This is a genomic window from Neoroseomonas oryzicola (genome assembly GCF_012163135.1).
Taxonomy (GTDB): Bacteria; Pseudomonadota; Alphaproteobacteria; order Acetobacterales; family Acetobacteraceae; genus Neoroseomonas; species Neoroseomonas oryzicola.
The window spans coordinates 1-24022 of the sequence record NZ_JAAVUP010000006.1 but is presented as its reverse complement, the minus strand read 5'-3'; the positions used below and the strand labels follow the sequence as shown (position 1 = coordinate 24022).

Sequence of the window (24022 nt, the reverse complement as noted above, 5' to 3'; positions counted from 1 at the left end):
GATGCTAGTGCTGCGTCTGCAGGAAGGCGAGAAGGTCATTCAGCTGCGTCTCGTTCCGGAGCCCGGGGAAGGACATGATGCCCTGCGGCACCACCGCCTTGGGGTTGGTGATGTAGGCGCGAAGATTCTCGACCGTCCAGACGTGTCCGGATGCGCCGAGTTCGCGCATGTTCGCCGAGTAGCGGAAGTTTTCGATCGAGGCGGCGCGCCGCCCGACCACGCCGAACAGGTTGGGTCCTACGGCATTGCGGCCGTTGTTGTCGATGATGTGGCAGGCACGGCACTGGTTGAAGACCCGGCGGCCAGCCTCGGCGTCGCCGGCGGATTGGGCCTGGGCGATCGCCGGCGCGGCGGCGAGGAAGACGGTGGCGAGAAGAGCTGACGTGACGTTGCGCATGTTGTGTTTTTCCGTGGACGTTGCGTGTCAGTGGAGGAAGGAGAAGCGCCGATGGCCGAACTGATCCGCAGCGGGCAGGTCGCCGATCTGGTGCTGCTCTGCCTTGCGCTTGAAGCGGCCGGGCTTTTGGCCTGGCGGTGGCGCACGGGCCGCGGCCTCGGCATGGCCAAGGTGGCCGCGCTGATCCTGCCGGGCGTCATGCTCGCGCTCGCGCTGCGCGCGGCCCTGGTGGACGCGTGGTGGGGCTGGGTGGGCCTTTCGCTCGCCGGTGCGCTGATCGCGCATGTCGCGGACCTCCATCAAAGGCTTCGCGCGCTTCCCGGCGCTGGCGCGGAGTCACGAGACTGATGAGGAATTTGGCACGCGAACCCGTTTGTCAATGATCCGCGTCAAGCGTGTAAATTCAAATTGACATTCGATGGTGTGCGGCGCTCGATACCACCATCGAGGATGCGCGTTCGGACCAGTCGGGGCCCGTCGGCCCGCCTGGTACGGGGAGGGCCCGCGGCCATGAGCAGGACCAGCTACCGGTCGACCTACGACGCCCTGAAGACGGCGATCGACGACGCAGCCCGCGCGCCAGGGACTGAAGCCCTTGCCCGTGCGCATGAGGCGCTGGACGCCTTCGTCGCCACCATCGCCTGCGACCCGCGGAAGCTGCGCTCGGTCGAAGCGGACAGCCCCGCCTGCGCCGCCGAGATCCGCGACCACGCCGAACGCATGGGCCTGCCGCGCCGTGTCCTCGACCCGGTGCACGATGCGAGCTTCACGCGGCTGTGGCTTGCGAGCCTCGGCGACGGGCAGATCGCCATGCTGCGCCGTGTGCTGGCCGACGAGGTGCAGCGGCGGCAGCCGGCCATGCCGGTGCGGGGCGCCTGGAGCGCCTCCCTGGCGCACTGACGTCAGGCCGGGATGACACATCTGCGCAGCGACGGGCTGGCGGACGCGGAACTCTCCCGCGCCGCGAAGCCGTCCCTGCGCGTCCTGCTCGCCAGCCCGCGCGGCTTCTGCGCAGGGGTTGAGCGCGCCATCGCCATCGTCGAGCACGCCATCCGCCGCCACGGCCCCGGCGTGCATGTGCGTCACGAGATCGTGCACAACCGCCATGTCGTCGACAGCCTCGCGCGCCAGGGCGCCGTCTTCGTCGAGACGCTCGACGAGGTGCCTGACGGCCGCGTGACCATCTTCAGCGCCCATGGCGTGCCGCGCGATGTCGAGCAGGACGCGCAGCGCCGCGGCCTGCCGGTGATCGACGCCACCTGCCCGCTGGTCACGCGCGTGCATGTCGAAGGCCGCCGCTATGCCGCGGACGGCCGCGCGATCCTGCTGATCGGCCATGCCGGCCATCCGGAGGTGATCGGTACGGTCGGCCAGATCCCGGGCGAGGTGCACCTCGTCGCCGATGCCGCCGCGGTGGAGCGCCTGCCACTGCCGCGCGACCGTCGTGTCGCCTTCGTGACGCAGACGACGCTTTCCGTCGACGACACCCGCGCGACCATCGCTGCCATCCGCGGCCGCTTCGACGACGTGGTCGGGCCCGAGACGCGCGACATCTGTTATGCGACGCAGAACCGGCAGGCGGCGGTGCGTGCGCTGGCCGCGGAGGTCGAGCTGCTGCTCGTGATCGGCGCGGCGAACAGTTCCAATTCCAACCGCCTGCGCGAGATCGGCGAGGATTGCGGCGTGCCGACGCGGCTGATCCCCGATGCCTCTGCGCTGCGCGCCGAATGGTTCGCCGGCATCGGTTCCGTTGGCATCACGGCCGGCGCCTCGGCCCCCGAGCACCTGGTGCAGGACGTCGCGGCCGCGCTGTCGAACTGGGCCGAGGTCAGCCTGGAGGAACAGGCCGGCGTGACGGAGGATATCCGATTCCGCCTGCCCGCCGGACTCGCCTGATCAGCAGAACAGGTCGGCGGGGGAATCGCGCCGAAGGCTGTCGCCGAGGTCGCATCCGAGTGCCACGGCGTCGCGCCAGCCGCCTTCGATCGTCCGGCGCAGCAGGAACGACCCGTCGGTGCGCGCGACGAGGCCGGTCAGGCGCAGCCGCCCGCCCGGCAGCGGCACCGCATGGCCGCCGATCGGCGTGCGGCAGGATCCGTCCAGCGCGGCGAGCAGCGCGCGTTCCGCCGAGGAGACCGCGCGCGCCACCGGGTCCTCGATGGCGGCGAGGAGCTCGCGCAGTTCCGCATCGTCCTCCCGCACCGTGACGCCGACGATGCCCTGGCAGGCTGCGGGCACCATGCATTCGGCGTCGATGGCGATGTCGGCCTCCGCCTCGAGTCCCAGGCGCTTCAGCCCGGCGAGTGCGAGCAGCGTCGCCGAGACCTCCCCGCGCGCGAGCTTGCCGAGCCGCGTCTGCACGTTGCCGCGCATCAGCGCGACGCGCAGGTCGGGCCGCGCATGCAGCAGCTGCGCCTGGCGGCGGGCGGAGGAGGTGCCGATCAGCGCGCCATGCGGCAGCGCGTCGAAGGGGTGGGCGGGATCGACCGCGGCCTCGTACCCCGCGCCGAGCAGCAGTGCGTCGCGCGGATCCTCCCGCCGCAGCGTGCAGGCGAGCACGATGCCGGGCGGCAGCGCCGTCTCGAGGTCCTTCAGCGAATGCACCGCGAAATCGATGCGGCGGTCGAGCAGCGCCTCGTGGATCTCCTTGGCGAACAAGCCCTTGCCGCCGACCTCGGCGAGCGCGCGGTCCTGGATGAGGTCGCCGGAGGTGGCGATGACGTGTTCCTCGAAGGCGCGGGCGTTGCGCAGCACCGGGCAGAAGCAGGTGATGCGCGCGAGGAAGTCGCGCGTCTGCCACAGCGCGAGCGGCGATCCGCGCGTGCCCACGCGCAGCGGCAGCAGCCGACCATGCGGGCGCACCATGGCGCCATTCTGAGGCGGGGCGAGGGGACGGTCGGCGACCTCGGTCGTGCCGGCGGGAAAGGCGATCATGGCGTGGCGTTCCCCTGCATCGCCCCTCAGGCCCTCACGAGGCCGAACAGGTGGGCGAGGTCCTTGAAGAAGATGCGGACATGGGCGAGCGGGTCCCGCCGCACCAGTTCCTTGTTCATGTAGGACTGCCAGGTCAGGCGCTGCACGTCCTTGTCCTGGCAGATCGCGACGAAGCGCTCGCGCCGGCGGTCGGAGGAGTACCAGAAGTACTGCATCATCCCGAGCACCCAGAAGACGCGGCCATGCGCCTTCATGAAGCGCTTGCGCGCGCTGCGCAGCGCCTGCGGATTGCCGCTGCGGCAGAATTCCTCGGCTGCCTCGGCAACCAGGCGGCCGCAGAGCATGGCGTAGTAGATGCCCTCGCCCGAGGCCGGCGCGACGACCCCCGCGGCATCGCCGGCGAGGATCACGTCGCGGCCGTTGTCCCAGCGCCGCAGCGGCTTGAGCGGGATGGGCGCGCCTTCGCGGCGGATGGTCTCGGCGGTATCGAGCCCCGTCGCGGCGCGCAGCGCGCCGACCGATCCGCGCAGCGAGAAGCCCTTCTGTGCGCTGCCGGTGCCGATGCTCATCGTCTCCCCGTGCGGGAAGATCCAGGCGTAGAAATCGGGCGAGAGATGGCCCTGGTAATAGACGTCGCAGCGCTTCGGATCGTAGGGCGCCGGGGCGTTGTCGGGCGTGCGCAGGATCTCGTGGTAGGCGAAGACGCAGGGGACGCGCTCGGCGCCCGGCACGGATTGGCGGCCGACCGCGCTGCGGGCGCCGTCGGCGCCGATCACGCAGCGCGTGCGCAGCCGGACGGTCTCGCCGTCCTTGGTGCTGTATTCGACGATGGTGGCGCCGTCCGCGTCGTGCAGGATGCGTTCGAAGGTGCCGGTGCGGCGTTCGGCGCCGTGGGATGCGGCGCGGTCGCGCAGCCATTCGTCGAAGACGTCGCGGTCCACCATGCCGACATAGCCGCCGTCGGTGATGGGCATGTCGACGGTGCGGGCCGAGGGCGCAACCATCCGCGCCGCGCTGATCCGCGCGACCATCAGATCGGCGGGGATATCGAAGTCGCGCACGAGGCGCGGCGGGATGGCGCCGCCGCAGGGCTTGATGCGCCCCGCGCGGTCGAGCAGCACGACCGCCCGCCCGGCGCGCGCCAGGTCGTCCGCGGCGGTAGCGCCCGCCGGCCCGCCCCCCACCACGACAATGTCCGCATCGAGTCCGGTCGGGGTCATGGCAGGGTTCCTCAGGCGGGCGATGCGGCGCTGGGCCAGGTGCGACGGCCCGGCGCCTCCGCGCGGCCGATGCGCGGGGCCATGGCCGCCGCGGCGACGAAGAGCGCGGCATCGGCCAGGAACACCGCGGCATAGCCGCCGATCGCGCTGCCGGTGGCGAGCCGCCCGAGATCGAGCATCACCGTCCCGGCGAGCCCGCCAAGGCCGAAGGCGATGGCCTGCGCGGCGCCGAACAGGCCCATGCGCACGCCGTCCCGGCCCGGCGCGCCGCGCGAGGCGAGCTGCATCATCGCGGCGATGGCCGCCGCGGCGAAGATGCCGTTGCCGAGGCCGAGCGCCGCATAGGCCGCGCGCAGCGGAAAGCCTTCCGGCGCGAAGCCGGCGCCGGCCAGGACGGCCAGCACCGCGGCCGCCAGCAGGCAGCCGCCGAGGATCATCCCGCGCAGCACCGCGAGCCGCCCATGGCACCAGGAGCCGAGCAGCGCGATCAGCACCATCCCCGCCAGGACGCCACCATGCTGCAGCGAGGCGAGCCGCGTCGACTCGCCGAGCGACATGCCGAAGGCGGTGCCGGCGAAGGGCTCGAGCACCAGATCCTGCGCGCTGTAGGCGAGCATCGCGACGAAGACGAACAGCGTGAAGTGCCGCGCCTCGCGTTCCTGCCAGACCTCCGCCAGTGCGGCGCGGAAGGCGGTCGGGCGGCGCGCCGTGTCGGCCGCCGCGGCGAGGCCCTCGATCCCGGCCACCGCGACGGCCGCGAGCAGGAAGGCGATGCCGGCGACGCCGGCCGAGACCGTCACCAGCCGCTCCGGCGAATAGGGATCGAGCAGGCGGCCCGCGATGGCGGTGGTCAGCACGAAGCCGGCGATCATCATGATCCAGACCAGCGAGGCCGCCGCCGGCCGCCGTTCCGGCGCCACCCGCGCGGCGAGCAGCACGAGCAGGTTCGTCCCCGCCGCGCCCACGCCCGCGCCGACCAGCAGGAAGGCGAAGGTCGCGAGCCCGATCGCCGGGACCAGCGCGCCGCCCATCATCCCGGTCGCGATGGCGGCGAGCACGGCGCCGAGGCAGAGCACCGCCATGCCGCCGATGATCCAGGGCGTGCGCCGCCCCCCGACATCGGACCCATGCCCCATGCGCGGCCGCAGCATCTGCAGCGCGTAGTGCAGCCCGACCAGCACGCCGGGCAGCGTCGCCGGCAGCGCGTATTCCACCACCATGACGCGGTTCAGCGCCGAGGTGGTCAGCACCACCACCGCCCCCAGCGCGGTCTGCACCAGGCCCAGCCGGACGATGCCGAACCAGCCGAGCATCACGGCGCGCCCCCGCGCAGCGCGACGGCACTCGCCATCATGCCGAGCACGTAGAGGCTGATGCCGGTCGCATTGTACCAGGGCGCGAGGCCGCGCGGGTCGCGCAGCATCCGCGCCATGCAGGCGCCCTGCGCCGCCAGCGAGGCGCCGATCGCCGCCGCCGCGAAGGGCGCGCCCCAGGCGATCAGCAGCCCGACGACGACCGCCTGCGGCACTGCCATCACCACGCAGGCGAGCCGCGCGGCGCGATCCGGGCCGAGCTGCACCGGCAGGGAGCGGATGCCGAAGCGGAGGTCCCCCTCGACCGACTTGAAGTCGTTCAGCGTCATGATGCCATGCGCGCCGGCCCCGTAGAGCAGCGCGACCAGCACCACCCGCGGATCGGGCGCGCCGCCGGACAGCACCGCGGCGGCGGTGATCCAGGGCAGCGTCTCGTAGCAGAGCGCGCATGCGGCGTTGCCCAGCCAGCCATCCCGCTTCAGGCGCAGCGGCGGCGCGCTGTAGGCCCAGGCCAGGGCGACGCCCACCGCGGTCGCCGCGAAGCCCCAGGGGCCGAGCGCCCAGCCCACGCCCAGGGAGAGCAGCGTCCAGGCGATCGCTATCCACAGGCCCCAGCGCCCCGGCAGCCGGCCCGAGGGGATCGGACGCTGCGGTTCGTTCACCGCGTCCACATGGCGGTCGAACCAGTCGTTCACCGCCTGGCTCATGCCGCAGACCAGCGGGCCCGCCAGCACCAGGCCGAGCAGGGCGCGCGGCCAGACCTCGGACAGCGCGGCGCCGGACGCGACGATGCCGCAGCCGAAGGCCCAGATGGGCGGGAACCAGGTGATGGGCTTGAGCAGTTCCAGCACCGCGGCCGGCGCCGGCCATTGGGCGCGCCGCTGCGCGGGCGCCGTCGGAACCGGTGCCGGGGCGGGCATCGCTACCTCTGGTCCTTGGTCTCGGCGTCGAGGTCGCCGAGGCCGTAGCGGTGGAGTTTCGCGTAGAGGCTCTGCCGGCTCAGCCCGAGCATCTCGGCCGCCGAGGCGCGGTTGTCCCGGGTGATCTCGAGCGCGGCCTCGATGCACAGCCGCTCGATCGCGTCCGCGGCTTCGCGCACCAGGTCCTTCAGCGGCACCTTGCCGATCAGGTCGGTCAGTTCCTGCACCGTGCGGCCGTGCACGGCCGGGGCGGAAGGCGGCGGGCGCAGGCGGGTGCTGACGTCACGGACGGAGAAGCCGAAGCGCCGTTCCCCGCCATCCATGACGGAGACGGCCGAGATCTCGACCTCGATCGAGGCGCCGAGCGCGCCGCGCAGCGTGGTTTCATAGAGACGCACGGCGCCGCGGGTGCGCAGGTTGCTCACCAGCACCTCGGCCTCGAGGCCCTGGCGGCCGAGGAAGCGTTCCAGCGTCATGCCGCGCAGCTGGTCCTCGGCGGTCAGCTGCGCCATGTCGAGGAAGGCGGCGTTGGCGGTCAGGATGCTCCCGTCGGCGTCGGTCACGACGAGGCCGTCCGGGGCGGATTCCGCCACGCGCAGCAGCATCCGGCCGCTCTGGGCCAGGCCGCCGGTCTCCGCGGCATCCCCCGACGGCGACAGGCGCAGCAGGCAGACGAGGCCGTTTTCCTGGCGGAAGGCGGTGGCCGCGACGCGCAGCGGGGTGGAGTCGGCGATGCTGGCCTCGAATTCCTCGACCCGGCCGAGGCTGCGCAGGGCGGCGAGCATGGCCTGGATCGCCTCGCGGCTCGAGGCGGCGAAGGCCTCGGCGACCGGGCGGCCGACCAGGCGGCGGGCGGCATGGCCGAACAGGCGCTGGGCCGCGGGGTTGGCCTCGGCCACCTTGCCGCTGTCGCCGTCGACGATCAGCACCGCGTCCTCGGCGGTCTGGAAGAGCAGGCGGTAGCGCGTCTCGGCCTGGCGCAGCTGGGCATAGCCGCGCTCGACCGATTGCTGCACCTCGACCAGGCGCTGCTGCAGCTGCGACAGGGGACGAAGGTCGCGGCCGAAGACCACCCGCCGGCCCGGCTGGCCGAGCGCGCAGGCGGCATAGAGCAGGGGTATGGAGACGCCGCCGGCGCCCAGCTGATTGATGTGGCGCCAGCGCGGCCGGTCCGGGTGCTGGCCGTCGCGCAGCATGTCCTCGACCTTGGGGCGGCTGTCGCGGGCGACCGTTTCGATCCAGGGTCGGCCGAGCCAGCGTTCGCCGCGGCCGAACTCCCCGAAGAGCTCGTCATTGCTGAAGGCGACGTCCCGGATGGTACCCGACTCGTCAAGCACGAGGGCGACGTCCGCGGCGGCGGCGACCAGCGCAGCCGTTGCCTCCGCGTCGAGCGGACCCAGGGCAGTCTTCGGAGCCTTGAACGACTTCACTCTGCGTCCCGTCCTTCATGCCAGAGGACTCCTTAGACGATCCGTTCCTCCCAAAGGTCAACTCCATGTGTTCGGGGCGCTTGACGGACTCACGCCCGCAGGCCCCGCATGGCGATCAGGGTTTCGGCCTGGAGGGCAGCCTCCGCCCCGTCCGCAGCCGTCGCATCGGCCCCCACATCGGCCACCAGGCCGGGGCGCCCCTGGAAGATCGTTCCACCCACGAGGATGCCGATCCGGCGGTTCATCGAGACCCGCCGCACGACGAGGATCAACTGGGCCAGCGCGCCCACCCGGTCCTCGCTGGACAGGGTGAAGCCGGCGATGGCGAAGTTCTCGCCCCGTACCTTGGCGGCGATCTCGCCTTCGCCTGCGCCCGTGCCGCTCCAGACTTCCCAGCCGGAGCGGCGGAAGAACTCGGCGACCAGCAGCAGGCCGAAGCCATGCTGCTCCCCCGGCACGGGGGCGAGCACGGCGCGCCGGTCGGCGCGCGGGCGATGGAAGGGCTCGCGGGCACGGCGCCCGGTGTCGAGCACGATCTGCTGCAGCGCGCAGAGCCCCATGGTGACGGTCGCGAAGTCGCAGGCATCCGCTTCCCACATCGCGCCGAGACGCCGCGCCACGGGGGCGAGGAGGTCGAGGTAGACGCGTTCGAGCGGCACGTCGCGGCCGAGGATCCCCTCGACATAGGCGGCGATGTCGACCGCGTTGCCGCGCACCGAGAGCGCGGTCAGCGTGGTCACCTCCTCCTCGGTCGGCAGCGCGGCGGGGGCGCGGTCGACATAGGCCGGGGCGGTCCGATGGGCGAGCACCAGGCGCGGAATGACCTCGCGCTCGATGATGTCGGCCAGGGCCAGCACGCCGCTCGAGCGGCGGGCCTGGGAGACGGCATCGGGGGTGAGGCAGGCACGGAAGGCGTCGAACCCGGACTCCGTGGGCCAGTCCATCGGGCGCGAGCGATCCTCCAGGGGTCCATCCTCCGTGGAGATGGTCTGCAACGCGGCTGACGCCTTCTCGGTCATTCCATCCTCCCGTTGCGACTTCAAACCCGGCGCGGATCGGTGTCAAGATTTTCGAACGTCTATCTCGCTTGACACTTCGCTGCCGAGGGGCCTAGCGTCGGTTCAACGCAGATAGCGTGGGGAGGGGCGGAATGAGCCGCAGCGGAGACTTGAAGCTCCCGGAGCATCTCTTCCCCCGTGCCGGACGCTCCAATGAGCCGTCCGGTCGTTTCGGTCCGAGCGGACGCCTTTGACGGAGCATTGTCAAGCAATGCTTACAACTCGTTTCCTTGACCCGATCATCAACGCCCTGGACTGCAGCCCCTGGGCCTGCAGCAGCGGTCGCTACGCCCGCCATCGGGACCGGCAGCCCGTCTACACGCCCGAACAGCGGCGGCGACGGGACCTCTCGCCCTGGACGCGGGTGCAGGGCGTGCTGGCGATCGCCCAGTTCGCGGTGTTCCTCGTGAGCCTCGGGCTGGTGCTGCGCTTCCTGTCGACCGGGGAGGGCTTCGTCGCCGCCACCGTGTCGGTCTGCGTCAAGACCTTCGCGCTCTACGCGATCATGGTGACCGGCGCGATCTGGGAGAAGGAGGTCTTCGGCCGCTACCTCTTCGCCCGCGCCTTCTACTGGGAAGACATGTTCAGCATGCTGGTGATCGCGCTGCACACCGCCTATCTCGGCGCGGTGCTGGGCGGCATCGGCGGCGCGCATGGCCAGATGCTGCTCGCGCTCGCCGCCTATGCGGCCTACGCGATCAACGCGGCGCAGTTCCTGTTGAAGATGCGCGCGGCGCGGCGCGAGGCGCCCTCCAGCGCCGCATCCTTCGGCAGCGCGACATGACGGTTGCCGCCGCATCGCCCGCGTCGCCAGGCGCCGCGGGCTGCGGCGAGCCCGCCGTGGTGCGGGAGCGGGGCCAGCGCGAGGTGTTCTGCGGCCTGACCGGCATCGTCTGGCTGCATCGCAAGATCCAGGACGCCTTCTTCCTCGTCGTCGGCAGCCGCACCTGCGCGCACCTCCTGCAGTCGGCCGCCGGCGTGATGATCTTCGCCGAGCCGCGCTTCGCCACCGCCATCATCGAGGAACGCGACCTGGCCGGCCTCGCCGACGCGAATGAGGCGCTCGAGCAGATCGTCGGGACGCTGCTCGCGCGCCGGCCCGACATCCGGATGCTGTTCCTGGTGGGATCCTGCCCGTCCGAGGTCATCAAGCTCGACCTCGCCGAGGCGGCACGTCGGCTGACGCGGCGGCACCTGCCGCAGGTGCGCGTGCTGCACTATTCCGGCAGCGGCATCGAGACGACCTTCACCGAGGGCGAGGACGCCTGCCTCGCCGCGCTGGTGCCGGAGCTGCCGGCCGCGCGGGACGATGCGCCCGCCCTGATGGTGGTCGGTGCGCTGGCCGAGGTGGTGGAGGACCAGTTCCGCCGCCTGTTCGCCGCCATGGGCATCGGGCCGGTCGGCTTCCTGCCGCCGCGCCTGTCGACGGAACTGCCGGCGGTCGGGCCCGGGACGCGCTTCCTGATGGCCCAGCCCTTCCTCGCCGGGACGGCCCGCGCGCTCGAGGAGCGCGGCGCCCGGCTCATCCCTGCACCTTTCCCCCTCGGCGCCGAGGGGACGACGCTTTGGCTCCGCGCAGCGGCCGATGACTGGGGCGTAACTCCCCGCGCCTTCCACGAGGCCACTGCCTTCGGGGAGCAACGCGCCAAGCGCGCGCTGTCTGCCCGGCGCGAGCGGCTCCACGGGCTGCGAGTGGGGTTCTTCCCCGACTCGCAGCTCGAGGTGCCGCTCGCGCGTTTTCTTGCGCGAGAGCTCGGCATGGTGCCGACCGAGATCGGCACGCCCTACCTCCATCGGGACCACATGGCGCCGGAGATCGCGCTGCTGCCGACGGGCACGCGCATCGTCGAGGGGCAGCATGTGGAGAACCAGCTCGACCGCTTCCGCGCCGAGCGGCCGGACCTGACGGTCTGCGGCCTGGGCCTGGCCAATCCGCTGGAGGCCGAGGGGCTCGCGACCAAGTGGTCGATCGAGCTCGTCTTCTCCCCCATCCAGGGCTACGAGCAGGCCGGCGACCTGGCCGAGCTGTTCGTCCGCCCCCTCGCGCGCCGCGCGCGGCTGGAGGTCTAGGCGATGCAGCTCGCGGTCTGGACGTATGAGGGGCCGCCGCATGTGGGGGCGATGCGCGTCGCCACCGCAATGGAGGGGCTGCACTACGTCCTGCACGCACCGCAGGGCGACACCTACGCGGATCTGCTCTTCACCATGATCGAGCGGCGGGACCGGCGCCCGCCCGTCACCTACACCACCTTCCAGGCGCGTGACCTGGGCGGGGACACGGCGGAACTGCTGAAGGCGGCGGCACTCGACGCGGTCGCGCGCTTCCAGCCGCAGGCCCTGCTGGTCGGGGCCTCTTGCACGGCGGAGCTGATCCAGGACGATCCCGGCGGCCTCGCCCGCACGCTCGGCCTGCCGGTGCCGGTGGTGCCGATCGAGCTGCCGTCCTACCAGCGCAAGGAGAACTGGGGCGCGGCGGAGACGCTGTACCGCCTGGTCCGCGCCTTCGCGCAGCCGCGCAGCACGCCGCGCGGCGATCGCCCGACCTGCAACATCCTCGGGCCGACGGCGCTCGGCTTCCGCCATCGCGACGACCTGGTCGAGATCCGCGGGCTGCTCGCGCGGCTCGGCGTGGATGTGAATGTGGTGGCGCCGCTGGGCGCGACGCCGGCCGATCTCACGCGGCTCGGTGAGGCCGACTTCAACGTCGTGCTCTATCCCGAGACCGCCGGCGTCGCCGCGGAATGGCTGGCGCGCACCTTCGGCCAGAAGGCGACGACGGTGGTGCCGATCGGCGTCGGCGCCACGCGGGACTTCATCGCGGAGGTGGCGGGCCTCGCCGGCGTCGACGCGGGGCCGATCCTCGCGGCCGAATCGTCGCGGCTGCCCTGGTATTCGCGCTCGGTCGATTCGAACTACCTGACGGGCAAGCGGGTCTTCGTCTTCGGCGATGCGACGCATGCCATCGCCGCGGCGCGGGTGGCGGCGAAGGAACTCGCCTTCGAGGTGGTCGGCCTCGGCACCTATTCCCGCGAACAGGCGCGCTACGTGCGCGCGGCGGCGCGGGAGTACGGGCTCGAGGCGCTGATCAGCGACGACTACCTGGCGGTGGAAGCTGCGATCGCCGCGGCGCAGCCCGAGCTCGTGCTCGGCACGCAGATGGAACGCCACATCGCGAAGAAGCTCGGCATTCCCTGTGCTGTCATCTCGGCGCCAGTGCATGTGCAGGACTTCCCGGCGCGCCATTCCCCGCAGATGGGCTTCGAGGGCGCGAACGTCCTGTTCGACACCTGGGTCCATCCGCTGATGATGGGCCTCGAGGAACACCTGCTGCGGATGTTCCGCGACGATTTCGAGTTCCATGACGACGCCGGCGCCTCGCATCTCGGCGCGGCCGCCGCGCCGGCGCCCGTGCCGGTAGCCGCACCGGTGCCTGTGCCGGCCGCCGTCGAAGTGGTGCGCTGGGCGCAGGACGCGGAGAGCGAACTCCGCAAGATCCCCTTCTTCGTCCGCGGCAAGGCGCGGCGCAACACGGAGGCCTTCGCCGCGGAACGCGGCCTCGCGACCATCACCATCGAGACGCTCTACGATGCCAAAGCGCATTTCGCTCGCTGAGCCTCGCCCGCTGCGCGTCGTCCTGGTGACGATGGACAGCCACCTTGCGCGCGTTGTGCAGGACGCGGAGGCGGCGCTACGGCGGGACATGCCGGGGCTGACGCTGGCGATGCACGCGGCCGACCGCTGGGCGTCGGACGAGGCGGCGCTCGAGGCCTGCATCGCCGATATCGGCCGCGCGGACCTGGTCATCGCGACGATGATGTTCCTCGAGGACCACATCCGGGCAGTGCTGCCGGCGCTGACCGCGCGGCGGGACGGCTGCGCGGCCATGCTGTGCTGCCTCTCGGCCGGGGAGGTGATGCGGCTGACGCGGCTCGGCCGCTTCGACATGTCGGCCGAGGCGCGCGGCATCGCCGGGCTGCTGAAGCGGCTGCGCGGCAAGCGGAAGGAGGGCGCGCATTCCTCCGGCCGCGACCAGATGCGGATGCTGCGGGAGATCCCGCGCCTGCTGCGCTTCATCCCCGGCACGGCGCAGGATGTGCGCGCGTACTTCCTGGCGCTGCAGTACTGGCTGGCCGGGACCGCGGACAACATCGCGAACCTGGTCCGGATGCTGGCTAACCGATACGTGGCCGAGACCGCCGGCCGGCTGAAGGTGGCGGCGCCGGTGCAGTATCCGGATGTCGGGCTCTATCACCCGCGCGCGAAGGGCCGCATCGCCGAGCGCATCGAGGCGCTGCCCGCGGCCGGGGCGACGGGCACCGTCGGGCTGCTGGTCATGCGTTCCTACGTGCTCGCCGAGAACGTCGCGCATTACGACGGGGTGATCGCCGCACTCGAGGCCAAGGGCCTGCGCGTCGTGCCGGCCTTCGCGAGCGGCCTCGACGCCCGCCCCGCGGTGGAACGCTTCTTCTTGCGAGATGGCCGGCCCAGCGTCGACGCCGTGGTGTCGCTGACCGGGTTCTCGCTGGTCGGCGGCCCGGCCTATAACGACGCGCGGGCGGCGGAGGAGCTGCTGGCGAGGCTCGACGTGCCCTACATCGCCGCGCATGCGCTGGAATTCCAGACGCTGCAGCAATGGGATTCCGACACGCGCGGCCTGACGCCGGTCGAGGCCACGATGATGGTCGCGATCCCGGAACTCGACGGCGCGACCTCGCCGCTCACCTTCGGGGGCCGGGGCGCGGACGGGCAGATGGCGGCGCATGGGGAACGCGTCGCGCGCCTCGCGGGCCGCGTGGCTCGCCTGGTGGCGCTGCGGCGGTCGCGGCGGGCTGAACGTCGCGTCGCCATCGTGCTGTTCAACTTCCCGCCCAATGCCGGGGCGACGGGAACGGCGGCCTATCTGTCGGTGTTCGAATCCCTGCACCGGACGCTGCGCGGCATGGCCGAGGCCGGATATGCCGTGGATGTGCCCGACAGCGTGGACGCGCTGCGCGCCGCCGTCCTTGAAGGCAACGCCGCCCGCCATGGCACGGCCGCGAATGTCGCCGCGCGCATCCCGGCCGATGACATCGTGCGCCGCGAGCCGCACCTCGCCGAGATCGAGCGCCAATGGGGCCCGGCCCCGGGACGGCATGACAGCGACGGCGGCGGGCTGATGGTGCTCGGCGCGCGCTTCGGCAACGTTTTCGTCGGCATCCAGCCGGCCTTCGGCTGGGAAGGCGACCCGATGCGCCTGCTCTTCGAGCACGGCTTTGCCCCGACGCACGCCTTCTCCAACTTCTACCGCTGGATCCGCGAGGATTTCGGCGCCCATGCGGTGCTCCATTTCGGCACGCATGGCGCGCTGGAATTCATGCCGGGCAAGCAGGCGGGGCTGTCGGGCGCCTGCTGGCCCGACCGGCTGATCGGCGACCTGCCGAACATCTATCTCTATGCGTCGAACAACCCGTCCGAGGGCTCGCTCGCGAAGCGGCGCGCCGGGGCGACGCTGGTCAGCTACCTGACGCCGCCGGTGGCGCAGGCGGGGCTGTATCGCGGGCTGATGGAACTCAAGGCGTCGCGCGACCGGTGGCGTGCGATGGATCCCGGTGCCGATCCGATGGCCCGCGTGGCGCTGGCCGGCCTCATCCAGGCCCAGGCGGCGGCGGTGGACCTCGCCACGGCGGAACCGCCCTGGGGCGAGGAGGCAGAGGCCGCCATCGAGCGTCTCGGCGACACGCTGCTGGAACTGGAATACACGCTGATCCCGCACGGGCTGCATGTCGTCGGCGCGCCGCCGGATGCGGCGCAGCGGGCCGAGACGCTGGACGCGGCCGGCGTCACCGACCCACAGCGGCGCGCGGCGCTCGACCGGCTGATGGCCGAGGACCATGAGATCCCGGGCCTGCTGCATGCGCTCGACGGCGGCTATGTCCGTCCGGCACCGGGCGGCGACCTGCTGCGCAACACCGACGTGCTGCCGACCGGGCGCAACCTGCACGGCTTCGATCCCTTCCGCATCCCCTCCGCCTTCGCGGTCGAGGACGGCGCCCGCCAGGCCGAGCGCCTGCTGGCCCGCCATCGCGAGGACGGGGGCGCGCTGCCCGAGACGATCGCCGTCGTGCTCTGGGGCACCGACAATCTCAAGACCGAGGGCGGGCCGATCGCCCAGGTGCTGTGGCTGATGGGCGCCGAGCCGCGGCATGACAGCTACGGGCGCCTCTCCGGCGCGCGGCTGGTGCCGCTGGAACGGCTGGGGCGGCCGCGCATCGACGTGATGGTCACGCTGTCGGGCATCTTCCGCGACCTGCTGCCGCTGCAGACCAAGCTGCTGGCGGAGGCCGCCTTCCTTGCCGCTTCGGCCGACGAGCCTGCCGCGATGAACTTCGTGCGCAAGCACGCGCTCGCCTTCCAGGCCCAGCATGGCGGCACAATCGAGGAAGCGAGCCTGCGCGTCTTCGGCAATGCCGAGGGCGCCTATGGCGCCAACGTCAACATGATCCTCGAGAACGGATCGTGGTCCGACGAAGCCGAACTCGGCGAGGCCTGGCGACGGCGCAAGGGCTTCGCCTATGGCCTCAACGGCCGCCCCGCGCGCCATGACGCGGTGCTGACGCACATGCTCGGCACCGTGGAAGCGACCTACCAGAACCTCGATTCCGTGGAGCTCGGCATCACCACCATCGATCACTACTTCGACACGCTGGGCGGCATCAGCCGCGCGGTGCAGTCGGTTCGCGGCCAGGCGGCCAGCGCCTACGTCGGCGACCAGACCCGCGGCGAGGGCAAGGTGCGCACCGTCGCCGAGCAGGTCGCGCTCGAGACCCGCACCCGCGCGCTCAATCCCAAGTGGTTCGAGGCGCTGCTCGCCCACGGCCATGAGGGCGTGCGCCACATCGAGGCGCAGGTGACCAACACCATGGGCTGGTCGGCCACGACCGGCGCGGTGGCACCCTGGGTCTACCAGCACCTGGCGCAGACCTACATGTGCGACGAGGAGATGCGCCGCCGCCTCGCCGCGCTGAACCCGACCGCCTCCGCGCGCATCGCCAACCGCCTGATCGAGGCACATGAGCGCCGCTACTGGCAGCCCGACGCCTCCATGATGGAGGCGTTGCGCCGCGCCTGCGACGAGATCGAGGACCGCCTCGAAGGCATTGCCGAAGGAGCCGCCACATGAGCGTCGTCATGCGGCCCCGTCCCGGCATGGGCGATGGCGAGGGCAGCCTGCAGGTCCATCTCGATCCTGCCTCGCGCATCGACGGCGCGCGGGTCTTCGCGATCTACGGCAAGGGCGGGATCGGCAAGAGCACGACGTCGTCCAACCTGTCGGTCGCCTTCAGCCGCATCGGCAAGCGCGTGCTGCAGATCGGCTGCGACCCCAAGCACGATTCCACCTTCACGCTGACCAAGCGCCTGGCGCCGACGGTGATCGACGCGCTCGAGGCGGTGGACTTCCATTCGGACGAGCTGCGCCGCGAGGACTTCGTCTTCGAGGGCTATGGCGGCGTGCTCTGCGTCGAGGCCGGCGGGCCGCCGGCGGGGACGGGCTGCGGCGGCTATGTCGTCGGGCAGACGGTGAAGCTGCTGAAGGAGCATCACCTCCTCGACGAGACCGACATCGTCATCTTCGACGTGCTGGGCGACGTGGTGTGCGGGGGCTTCGCTTCCCCGCTGCTGCACGCCGATCGCGGGCTGGTCGTTGCGGCCAACGACTTCGATTCGATCTTCGCGATGAACCGCATCGTCGCGGCGATCAAGACGAAGGAGAAGAACTACCCGGTGCGGCTCGGCGGCGTGATCGTCAACCGCAGCGCCGGCACCGACCAGGTGGAGCGCTTCAACCGCGCCACCGGCATGAAGACGCTGGCGCATTTCCCCGACCTCGACGCCATCCGCCGCTCGCGGCTGAAGAAGGCGACGCTGTTCGAGATGGAGGAGACGCCCGAGGTGCTGGCCGCCCAGGCGGAGTACATCCGCCTCGCGACCTCCCTGTGGGAGGGTACCGAGACGATCGAGGCGACCTCCCTCAAGGATCGCGAGATCTTCGACCTGCTGGGGTTCGACTGATGCGCTCGTCCAGCTACACCGCCCGCCGCGGCGAGCTCGAGACCTATTTCGACCGCACCGCGGCCGAGGCCTGGAAGCGGCTGACCTCCGACGCACCGCTCAATGGCATCCGCGCCACGGTGCGTGCCGGCCGGACGGAGATGCGCGACACGCTGCTGTCGTGGCTGCCGCAGGACCTGCGCGGGGCGCGGCTGCTCGATGCCGGCTGCGGCACCGGGGCGCTGGCGGTGGAGGCTGCGCGTCGCGGGGCTTCGGTTGTCGCGGTGGACATCTCGCCCACGCTGGTCGCGCTGGCCGAGGAACGTTCGGCCGGCCGGCATGGCGCGGGCAGCGTGCGCTTCCTGGTGGGCGACATGCTCGATCCTGCGCTCGGCCGCTTCGACCACGTGGTCGCGATGGACAGCCTGATCCACTACCGCGCCGAGGACATGGCCGAGGCGGTGGCGCAGCTCGCTGCCCGCGCCGACGGATCGGTGGTCTTCACATTCGCCCCGCGCACGCCGCTGCTGAGCGCGATGCACGCCGCCGGACGGTTGTTCCCGCGCGGCAACCGTGCCCCCGCGATCGAGCCCGTCTCCCACGCGCGGTTGTCCGGCCTGCTGACGAAGCATCGCCTTGGGCGCAGCCACCGCGTGGCGCGCGGCTTCTACATCTCCCAGGGGCTGGAGGTGCGGGCGGCATGAGCGGACGGCGCATCGCCATCGCGCAGGCCTGGACGCGGCTCGGCCCGCGGTTCCTGCCCTTCGCCGATGCGGTGACGCCGGAGCTTCCGGCCGGCCGGTTGCTGCGGCTGTCGCTGTTCCAGGTCTCGGTCGGGATCGCGGCGGCGCTGCTGATCGGCACGCTGAACCGCGTGATGATCGTGGAACTGCACGTCCCCGCCGGGCTGGTCGCGGCGATGGTGGCGCTGCCGCTGCTGTTTGCGCCCTTCCGCGCCCTGATCGGCTTCCGCTCGGACAACCATCGCTCGGTGCTGGGCTGGCGGCGGGTGCCGTATCTGTGGTTCGGGGCGCTGCTGCAGTTCGGCGGGCTCGCCATCATGCCCTTCGCGCTGATCATCCTCTCGGGCGACAGCAACGGGCCGGTCTGGGCGGGGCATGTCGCGGCGGCGCTGGCCTTCCTGCTGGTGGGCGTCGGGATGCATGTGGTGCAGACGGTCGGCCTGGCGCTGGCCGCGGACCTCGCCCCGCCGCGCAGCCTGCCGCGCGTCGTGGCGCTGCTGTCGGTGATGCTGCTGGTCGGGATGCTGGCCGCTGGCCTCGTCTTCGGGGCGCTGCTCGCGCAGTTCAGCCAGCTGCGGCTGATCCAGGTGATCCAGGGGGCCGCGGTCGCCTCCATGGTGCTGAACATCGTCGCCCTGTGGAAGCAGGAAGCGCGGGATCCGTCGCGCACGCGCGGCCGGGGTGATGCGCCGGGCTTCCGCGAGAGCTGGCGGCATCTGCGTGGCAATGGCCCGTGGGTGCGCCGCCTGGTTGCCGTCGCCTTCGGCACGGCGGGCTTCGCGATGCAGGACGTGCTGCTCGAACCCTATGGCGGAGAGGTGCTCGGCCTGGGCGTCGCGGCCACCACGGTGCTGACGGCGCTGCTCGCCTTCGGCGGCGTGGTGGGGTTCCTGTGGGGCGCGCGCGTGCTCGGGCAGGGGGCGGATGCCTATCGCGTCGCGGGCAGCGGTGCGCTGCTCGGCGCGGTGGCCTTCGCGCTGGTGATCTTCGCCGCGCCGCTCGACAGCGCGCCGGTCTTCGGCGCGGCGACGCTCGGCATCGGCATGGGCGCAGGGCTGTTCGCCCATGCGACGCTGACGGCCTGCATGGAAGCGGCGCCGCAGGGGCAGGTCGGCCTTGCCCTCGGCGCCTGGGGCGCCGTGCAGGCGACCACCGCGGGCGCGGCCGTCGCATTCGGCGGCCTGCTGCGCGACGGCATCGGCGCCATGGCGCGCAACGGGACGCTGGGGGAGGCGCTCGCCTCCCCGGCCACGGGCTACGGCGCCGTCTACCTGATCGAGATCGTGCTTCTGTTTGCAACCCTGATCGCGGTCGGTCCGCTCGTGCGCTGGGCACGAGAGAACCGGTCGGGACATCCGTCGCGGCTCGGCCTCGCCGAGTCGCCGACGGTGACGTGACACCGAGGAGGACGCCATGCGGAACGTCGTCGGCTCCATCGACCTGGCCCAGATCACGCTCTACGCGTTCTGGATCTTCTTTGCCGGGCTGATCTTCTACCTGCGCCGGGAGGACAAGCGGGAAGGCTACCCGCTGCAGTCCGACCGCGGCGAGCGCGTGACCGTGCAGGGCTTCCCTGCCGTGCCGTCGCCCAAGACATTCAAGCTGGCGAACGGCCACAGCATCCAGGTGCCGCGCGCGGAGACCGAGCCGCCGCCGGCCGCGCGGCCCGTCGCGGGCTTCCCGGGCGCGCCGCTCGAGCCGACCGGCGATCCGATGCAGGACGGCGTCGGTCCCGCGGCCTATGCGATGCGTGACGACCATCCGGACCTGATGTTCGACGACCCGGTGCCGAAGATCGTGCCGCTGCGCGTCGCCCCGGCCTATTCGCTCGAGCCGGAGGATCCCGATCCGCGCGGCATGCCGGTCTATGGCATCGACCGCACGTCGGGCGGCAAGGTCGTCGATGCCTGGATCGACCGGTCGGACATGCTGCTGCGCTACCTCGAGGTCGAGGTGGAGGGCGGCCGCCGTGTCCTGGTGCCCATGACGCTTGCGCGCATCGACCATCGCCGCGGTCGCGTGAACCTCGCCTCGGTGACCGCCGGGCAGCTCGCCGCCGCGCCGACGACGCGCGAGCCCGAGCAGATCACGCTGCGCGAGGAGGACCGGATCTCGGCCTACTTCGCCTCCGGCCATCTCTACGCCACGCCGCTGCGGCTGGGGCCGGTGCTGTGAGGGAGCACGACAACGAGCCGGTGCCCGGCCTGCCGGAGCTCCTGCCGGAGGGGGAGACGATCCTCTGGCAGGGCGCACCGGCTTGGCGCGGCTTCGTCCTGCACGGGTTCCGCCTGCCGTGGCTCGCGCTCTACTTCGGCCTGCTCGCGGCCTGGCACCTGGCGGAAGGATGGGGCGTCGACACCACCCTCGCCATCTTCGGCGCGGCGCGGATCCTGGCCTTCGGGATGGTGGCGCTCGTCGTGCTCGCGGTCCTGTCGCGCTTCATCTGCCGCACGACGCTCTACACCATCACCAACCGCCGCATCGTGATGCGCGTCGGCGTCGCGCTGCCGATGACGGTGAACATCCCCTTCGCCGCGATCCGCAGCGCCGACCTGCGCCTGGCGGGCGACCGGAGCGGGGACATCCTGCTGCGCCTGCTGCCGGGCCACCGTGTCTCCTACGTCGCTCTCTGGCCGCATGTGCGCATGTGGCGGATCGGTCAGCCCGCACCCGTCCTGCGCGCGCTGCCGGATGCCGAGGCCGCGGCGCAGGCCCTGTCGCGGGCGCTCTCGGCTTCCGCCGCGATGCCGGCCCGTGCGCTGCATGCCGCAAGCGACAGCCCCGGCGGCGCGGCCGCGCCCGAAGCGGCCGCGGCAGCCTAGGAGGAAGCGAGCATGACCCACCACGCCACGGACCGAACCTTCCCGAGGCTCCCGCTGCTGGGCGTGGCGGGCCTGCTGGGCGTCACCGTCGGCGTCGCCTTCATCGGCGCGTCGCCGGCGCCCGAACGTGGCGTGGCAGTGCAGCAGCGTGACCTGGTCTTCGAGGATCGCGCCGACGGCGCGGTGACGGTGCGCGATGCGCAGGCGACCGCGCCCTTCGCCGTGCTCGAGCCTGGCACCAACGGCTTCATGCGGGCCGCGCTGCGTGGCCTGGCACGTGAACGGATGCGCGAGGCGCAGGGGCCGGAAGTGCCGTTCCGCCTGGTCACCTGGCAGGATGGCCGGATGACGCTGGATGACCCGGCCACCGGCCGGCGCATCGACATCAAGGCCTTCGGTCCGAGCCAGACCGAGGCCTTTGCCCGTCTCCTCACCCGCGAAGGAAACCAGCCATGAGCAGCGAGGGCCTCCTGTCCCGGCTTGGCCTCGGCGGCCGCCGGCGGATCGAGATCACCTGCAGCGTGGACATCGAGCAGAGCTTCGACAGCCTGCACGCCCACGCCATCCCCGAGGGCATCGACCTGCGCCCCGGCGATCGCGTCATCGTCCACGGCGCCCCGACCGAGGTGGGCTTCGGCGAGACACGCCACCTGACCTGCCGCGCGACCGTGATCCGCGCGAACGGACTGGAGCGCCTGTGGACCGAGGTCCAGGCGCTGTTCGAACTCACCGAACTCTATCACTGCGGCTTCGAGCCCAAGGAGGCCACATGAACGCCGTGTCCCCCACGCCCCGCGCCCCGGTCAACGCCGCGACGCAGCACGCGCTGACCGAGACGGTCCTGTCCCCGCGCTTCTACACCACCGACTTCAAGGCGATGGACGCGATCGACGTCGGCCCGGTGCGCGCCCAGTGGGACGCGCTGATGGAGGAGTTCCGCTCCGACCCGAACAAGGGCCATTTCGTCCGCACCGAGGCCTTCGACGACTTCGACCTGAAGGCGCTGCCCGAGCCGCTGCAGAAGGAGTTGCTGGAGTTCCTGGTGAGCTCGGTGACCGCGGAATTCTCCGGCTGCGTGCTTTATGCCGAGATCCGCAAGCGCGTGACGAACCAGGACATGAAGGACCTGTTCGGCTACATGAGCCGCGACGAGGCGCGCCATGCAGGCTTCATCAACGACAGCCTGAAGGATATCGGGATCGGCGTGGATCTCGGCTTCCTGACGAAGGCGAAGAAGTACCACTACTTCCGGCCGAAGTTCATCTTCTACGCGACTTACCTGTCCGAGAAGATCGGCTACGCGCGCTACATCACGATCTTCCGGCAGTTCGAGCGCCATCCGGAACGCCGCTTCCACCCGATCTTCAATTGGTTCGAGAAGTGGTGCAACGACGAGTTCCGCCACGGCGAGGCCTTCGCGCTGCTGATGCACGCGAACCCCTCCTTGCTGAAGGGCGTGAACAAGTACTGGGCCAAGTTCTTCCAGCTCGCGGTCTTCGCGACGATGTTCGTGCGCGACCACCAGCGCCCGGCCTTCCACGAGGCGCTGGGGATGGATCCGACCGACTACGACATGCGGGTCTTCCGCACAACCGCGAAGATCTGCGAGCAGGTCTTCCCCATCACGCTCGACGTCGACAACCCGGCCTTCCTGAAGCGCATGGAGCGCCTGCGCCGGACGAGCGACCTGATGCTCGAGGCCAAGAGCGCCAAGGGCATCGGCGGCGCGGTGCGGCGTGCGGGCCTTGGCGTGCGTGCCGCGGCGCAGTTCCTGCAGCTCCTGGTGATGCCCGGCCGGCACAAGGCGCTGCCGGCCGATGTGCGCCTGGCGCCGACCTGGTAGCGCGCGATGGTCGAGCACCTTCTGCCGGTGGTGTTCGCGGTGGCCCTCTGGTGGGGGAGCACGGGCCTGATCCTGCGCCTCGACTGGCTGCCGCGCGCCACCTTCCGGTGGACGATGCTTGGCGCGACGGCGCTGCTGGCGGCGGGTGTCGCCGGCCTCGCCTGGAGCGCGCAGGAGAGAAGCCTGGCCGCGGTCTATCTCGGCCTCGTCTCGGCGATCCTGGCCTGGGGGTGGATAGAGATCGCCTTCCTGACCGGCTTCGTCACGGGGCCGCGGCGCGTGGCCTGCCCGCCGGAGGCGCGCGGCTGGGTGCGCCTGCGGGCGGCGATCGCGGTCATCCTGTGGCATGAACTGGCGATCGTCGCCGTCGGCGTCGTCGTGGCGCTGATCACGCTGGACGCGCCGAACCCCTATGGCGGGGTGGCCTTTCTCGCCCTGGCGGCGATGCGTTTGAGCGCGAAGCTCAACCTCTTCCTCGGGGTGCGCAACTTCGGCGAGGCCATGCTGCCGGAGCATCTCCGCTACCTCGAGACCTATTTCGCGCGGCGCCGGATGAACGCGCTCTTTCCGTTCTCCGTTCTGGGTGGCACCGCGGCCTGCGTCGGCCTGATCGCCACCGCGGCTGCGCCGGGAAGCGACGTGGTGACCGCGACCGGCCATACATTGCTGGCGAGCCTCATTGCGCTCGGGGTGCTGGAGCACGCCTTCATGGTGCTGCCGGTGCCGCCCGAGGCGCTCTACCGACGAATCCTTCCGGCGCGGCCGGTTGCCTTTCCGGATGACCTCCATGTGCCGTCGCGCGGCGTCGTGCCGCGTGCCGCCGTCTCCAAGCCCCACGGGAGCAGGCCATGAACTACGAAGCCTATTTTCGTTCGCAGCTCGATGGCCTGCGCCGCGAGGGCCGCTACCGTGTCTTTGCCGACATCGAGCGCCAGGCCGGGCAGTACCCGCGCGCGATCCGCCACGATGCCGGCGCGGCGCGCGAGGTCACCGTCTGGTGCTCCAACGACTATCTCGGCATGGGGCAGCACCCCAAGGTGCTCGCCGCGATGCATGCCGCGCTGGATCGCTACGGCGCCGGGGCGGGCGGGACGCGCAACATCTCCGGCACCAACCACGAGCACGTCCTGCTCGAACGCGACCTCGCCGCGCTGCACGGCACCGAATCCGCCCTGCTGTTCAACTCGGGCTACATGTCCAACTGGGCGACACTGTCGACGCTCGCCTCCCGCATCCCCGGCTGCGTCATCGTCTCGGACGAGATGAACCACGCCTCGATGATCGAGGGGATGCGCCATTCCCGCGCCGACCGCC

The 24022-nt window shown here is 71.6% G+C and carries 24 protein-coding genes; 17 read left to right on the top strand and 7 right to left on the bottom strand.

What is annotated here, in order from left to right:
- Positions 1-4: 4 nt before the first annotated feature.
- Complete coding sequence (locus tag GWK15_RS18195; protein ID WP_168042800.1) at positions 5-397, bottom strand: c-type cytochrome; 393 nt, start codon at positions 395-397, stop codon at positions 5-7.
- A 51-nt stretch (positions 398-448) separates the two neighbouring features.
- Between GWK15_RS18195 and GWK15_RS18190 the strand changes: the two genes are divergently transcribed.
- The 3 genes from GWK15_RS18190 to ispH all read left to right on the top strand — a co-directional run bounded on the left by GWK15_RS18190 (position 449) and on the right by ispH (position 2293).
- Positions 449-745 carry a hypothetical protein gene (locus tag GWK15_RS18190; protein WP_168042799.1) on the top strand — a complete coding sequence of 99 codons (297 nt, stop codon included), beginning with the start codon at positions 449-451 and terminating at the stop codon, positions 743-745.
- A gap of 162 nt (positions 746-907) precedes the next feature.
- Positions 908-1297, top strand: a complete 390-nt coding sequence (locus GWK15_RS18185; RefSeq protein ID WP_168042798.1) for a hypothetical protein — start codon at positions 908-910, stop codon at positions 1295-1297.
- Between the two features lie 12 nt (positions 1298-1309).
- On the top strand, positions 1310-2293 hold the full coding sequence (ispH, locus tag GWK15_RS18180) for a 4-hydroxy-3-methylbut-2-enyl diphosphate reductase (RefSeq protein WP_209442286.1): 984 nt from the start codon (positions 1310-1312) through the stop codon (positions 2291-2293).
- Here ispH and hemC read toward each other — a convergent pair whose 3' ends face one another.
- The 6 genes from hemC to GWK15_RS18150 all read right to left on the bottom strand — a co-directional run bounded on the left by hemC (position 2294) and on the right by GWK15_RS18150 (position 9158).
- Positions 2294-3331: a hydroxymethylbilane synthase gene (hemC, locus tag GWK15_RS18175; RefSeq protein ID WP_168042797.1), complete on the bottom strand. Its 1038-nt coding sequence runs from the start codon at positions 3329-3331 to the stop codon at positions 2294-2296.
- A 26-nt stretch (positions 3332-3357) separates the two neighbouring features.
- Positions 3358-4551 (bottom strand): geranylgeranyl diphosphate reductase, encoded by a 1194-nt coding sequence (locus GWK15_RS18170; protein WP_168042796.1) that lies wholly within the window; start codon positions 4549-4551, stop codon positions 3358-3360.
- 11 nt (positions 4552-4562) lie between these two features.
- The gene (locus GWK15_RS18165; protein ID WP_168042795.1) at positions 4563-5864 is read right to left on the bottom strand and encodes a BCD family MFS transporter; all 1302 of its coding nucleotides are present in this window, start codon (positions 5862-5864) and stop codon (positions 4563-4565) included.
- Positions 5864-6784 (bottom strand): chlorophyll synthase ChlG, encoded by a 921-nt coding sequence (gene chlG / locus GWK15_RS18160; protein ID WP_168042794.1) that lies wholly within the window; start codon positions 6782-6784, stop codon positions 5864-5866. Before chlG ends, GWK15_RS18165 begins: the two co-directional genes overlap by 1 nt.
- Before the next feature lie 2 nt (positions 6785-6786).
- The gene (gene ppsR / locus GWK15_RS18155; protein WP_168042793.1) at positions 6787-8214 is read right to left on the bottom strand and encodes a transcriptional regulator PpsR; all 1428 of its coding nucleotides are present in this window, start codon (positions 8212-8214) and stop codon (positions 6787-6789) included.
- Between the two features lie 89 nt (positions 8215-8303).
- On the bottom strand, positions 8304-9158 hold the full coding sequence (locus GWK15_RS18150; RefSeq protein ID WP_168042792.1) for a cobalamin B12-binding domain-containing protein: 855 nt from the start codon (positions 9156-9158) through the stop codon (positions 8304-8306).
- A gap of 325 nt (positions 9159-9483) precedes the next feature.
- On the opposite strand from GWK15_RS18150, the gene bchF reads away from it, so the two are divergent.
- From bchF to GWK15_RS18080, 14 genes are all read left to right on the top strand, one after another.
- A complete protein-coding gene (gene bchF / locus GWK15_RS18145; protein ID WP_168042791.1) occupies positions 9484-10056 on the top strand; it encodes a 2-vinyl bacteriochlorophyllide hydratase in 573 nt (190 codons plus the stop codon).
- Positions 10053-11342 (top strand): ferredoxin:protochlorophyllide reductase (ATP-dependent) subunit N, encoded by a 1290-nt coding sequence (locus tag GWK15_RS18140; RefSeq protein ID WP_168042790.1) that lies wholly within the window; start codon positions 10053-10055, stop codon positions 11340-11342. Before bchF ends, GWK15_RS18140 begins: the two co-directional genes overlap by 4 nt.
- A gap of 3 nt (positions 11343-11345) precedes the next feature.
- On the top strand, positions 11346-12884 hold the full coding sequence (gene bchB, locus GWK15_RS18135; RefSeq protein ID WP_168042789.1) for a ferredoxin:protochlorophyllide reductase (ATP-dependent) subunit B: 1539 nt from the start codon (positions 11346-11348) through the stop codon (positions 12882-12884).
- Positions 12859-16431, top strand: a complete 3573-nt coding sequence (locus tag GWK15_RS18130) for a magnesium chelatase subunit H (protein WP_168042788.1) — start codon at positions 12859-12861, stop codon at positions 16429-16431. The genes bchB and GWK15_RS18130 overlap by 26 nt, the downstream gene beginning before the upstream one ends.
- Positions 16428-17321 (top strand): ferredoxin:protochlorophyllide reductase (ATP-dependent) iron-sulfur ATP-binding protein, encoded by an 894-nt coding sequence (gene bchL / locus GWK15_RS18125; protein WP_168042787.1) that lies wholly within the window; start codon positions 16428-16430, stop codon positions 17319-17321. Before GWK15_RS18130 ends, bchL begins: the two co-directional genes overlap by 4 nt.
- Complete coding sequence (gene bchM / locus GWK15_RS18120) at positions 17321-18004, top strand: magnesium protoporphyrin IX methyltransferase (RefSeq protein WP_168042786.1); 684 nt, start codon at positions 17321-17323, stop codon at positions 18002-18004. The genes bchL and bchM overlap by 1 nt, the downstream gene beginning before the upstream one ends.
- Entirely contained in the window at positions 18001-19440 is a 1440-nt protein-coding gene (locus GWK15_RS18115) for a PucC family protein (protein ID WP_168042785.1), read from the top strand. Before bchM ends, GWK15_RS18115 begins: the two co-directional genes overlap by 4 nt.
- Positions 19441-19456: 16 nt before the next feature.
- Positions 19457-20218, top strand: coding sequence for a photosynthetic reaction center subunit H (gene puhA, locus GWK15_RS18110; RefSeq protein ID WP_168042784.1), 762 nt, complete (start codon positions 19457-19459; stop codon positions 20216-20218).
- Positions 20215-20865 (top strand): photosynthetic complex putative assembly protein PuhB, encoded by a 651-nt coding sequence (gene puhB / locus GWK15_RS26370; protein ID WP_168042783.1) that lies wholly within the window; start codon positions 20215-20217, stop codon positions 20863-20865. Before puhA ends, puhB begins: the two co-directional genes overlap by 4 nt.
- Before the next feature lie 12 nt (positions 20866-20877).
- The gene (puhC, locus tag GWK15_RS18100) at positions 20878-21321 is read left to right on the top strand and encodes a photosynthetic complex assembly protein PuhC (RefSeq protein WP_168042782.1); all 444 of its coding nucleotides are present in this window, start codon (positions 20878-20880) and stop codon (positions 21319-21321) included.
- Positions 21318-21638 (top strand): hypothetical protein, encoded by a 321-nt coding sequence (locus GWK15_RS18095; protein ID WP_168042781.1) that lies wholly within the window; start codon positions 21318-21320, stop codon positions 21636-21638. The genes puhC and GWK15_RS18095 overlap by 4 nt, the downstream gene beginning before the upstream one ends.
- Positions 21635-22708, top strand: coding sequence for a magnesium-protoporphyrin IX monomethyl ester (oxidative) cyclase (gene acsF / locus GWK15_RS18090; protein ID WP_168042780.1), 1074 nt, complete (start codon positions 21635-21637; stop codon positions 22706-22708). Before GWK15_RS18095 ends, acsF begins: the two co-directional genes overlap by 4 nt.
- Before the next feature lie 6 nt (positions 22709-22714).
- Positions 22715-23560 (top strand): putative photosynthetic complex assembly protein PuhE, encoded by an 846-nt coding sequence (puhE, locus tag GWK15_RS18085; RefSeq protein ID WP_168042779.1) that lies wholly within the window; start codon positions 22715-22717, stop codon positions 23558-23560.
- Positions 23557-24022: aminotransferase class I/II-fold pyridoxal phosphate-dependent enzyme (locus GWK15_RS18080; RefSeq protein WP_168042778.1), on the top strand; the 466-nt coding region annotated here is incomplete at its 3' end. The genes puhE and GWK15_RS18080, both read left to right, overlap by 4 nt.

Bases quoted from the DNA above. Each gene is read 5' to 3' on its own strand.
- GWK15_RS18150 (WP_168042792.1), bottom strand. From the start codon at position 9,158: ATGGACTGGCCCACGGAGTCCGGGTTCGACGCCTTCCGTGCCTGCCTC.
- GWK15_RS18185 (WP_168042798.1), top strand. From the start codon at position 908: ATGAGCAGGACCAGCTACCGGTCGACCTACGACGCCCTGAAGACGGCG.
- bchL (WP_168042787.1), top strand. From the start codon at position 16,428: ATGAGCGTCGTCATGCGGCCCCGTCCCGGCATGGGCGATGGCGAGGGC.
- acsF (WP_168042780.1), top strand. From the start codon at position 21,635: ATGAACGCCGTGTCCCCCACGCCCCGCGCCCCGGTCAACGCCGCGACG.
- GWK15_RS18170 (WP_168042796.1), bottom strand. From the start codon at position 4,551: ATGACCCCGACCGGACTCGATGCGGACATTGTCGTGGTGGGGGGCGGG.
- GWK15_RS18130 (WP_168042788.1), top strand. From the start codon at position 12,859: ATGCCAAAGCGCATTTCGCTCGCTGAGCCTCGCCCGCTGCGCGTCGTC.
- GWK15_RS18195 (WP_168042800.1), bottom strand. From the start codon at position 397: ATGCGCAACGTCACGTCAGCTCTTCTCGCCACCGTCTTCCTCGCCGCC.
- GWK15_RS18165 (WP_168042795.1), bottom strand. From the start codon at position 5,864: ATGCTCGGCTGGTTCGGCATCGTCCGGCTGGGCCTGGTGCAGACCGCG.
- GWK15_RS18140 (WP_168042790.1), top strand. From the start codon at position 10,053: ATGACGGTTGCCGCCGCATCGCCCGCGTCGCCAGGCGCCGCGGGCTGC.
- chlG (WP_168042794.1), bottom strand. From the start codon at position 6,784: ATGCCCGCCCCGGCACCGGTTCCGACGGCGCCCGCGCAGCGGCGCGCC.
- bchB (WP_168042789.1), top strand. From the start codon at position 11,346: ATGCAGCTCGCGGTCTGGACGTATGAGGGGCCGCCGCATGTGGGGGCG.
- puhA (WP_168042784.1), top strand. From the start codon at position 19,457: ATGCGGAACGTCGTCGGCTCCATCGACCTGGCCCAGATCACGCTCTAC.
- bchF (WP_168042791.1), top strand. From the start codon at position 9,484: ATGCTTACAACTCGTTTCCTTGACCCGATCATCAACGCCCTGGACTGC.
- puhC (WP_168042782.1), top strand. From the start codon at position 20,878: ATGACCCACCACGCCACGGACCGAACCTTCCCGAGGCTCCCGCTGCTG.
- hemC (WP_168042797.1), bottom strand. From the start codon at position 3,331: ATGATCGCCTTTCCCGCCGGCACGACCGAGGTCGCCGACCGTCCCCTC.
- GWK15_RS18115 (WP_168042785.1), top strand. From the start codon at position 18,001: ATGAGCGGACGGCGCATCGCCATCGCGCAGGCCTGGACGCGGCTCGGC.
- bchM (WP_168042786.1), top strand. From the start codon at position 17,321: ATGCGCTCGTCCAGCTACACCGCCCGCCGCGGCGAGCTCGAGACCTAT.
- GWK15_RS18095 (WP_168042781.1), top strand. From the start codon at position 21,318: ATGAGCAGCGAGGGCCTCCTGTCCCGGCTTGGCCTCGGCGGCCGCCGG.
- ispH (WP_209442286.1), top strand. From the start codon at position 1,310: ATGACACATCTGCGCAGCGACGGGCTGGCGGACGCGGAACTCTCCCGC.
- puhE (WP_168042779.1), top strand. From the start codon at position 22,715: ATGGTCGAGCACCTTCTGCCGGTGGTGTTCGCGGTGGCCCTCTGGTGG.
- GWK15_RS18190 (WP_168042799.1), top strand. From the start codon at position 449: ATGGCCGAACTGATCCGCAGCGGGCAGGTCGCCGATCTGGTGCTGCTC.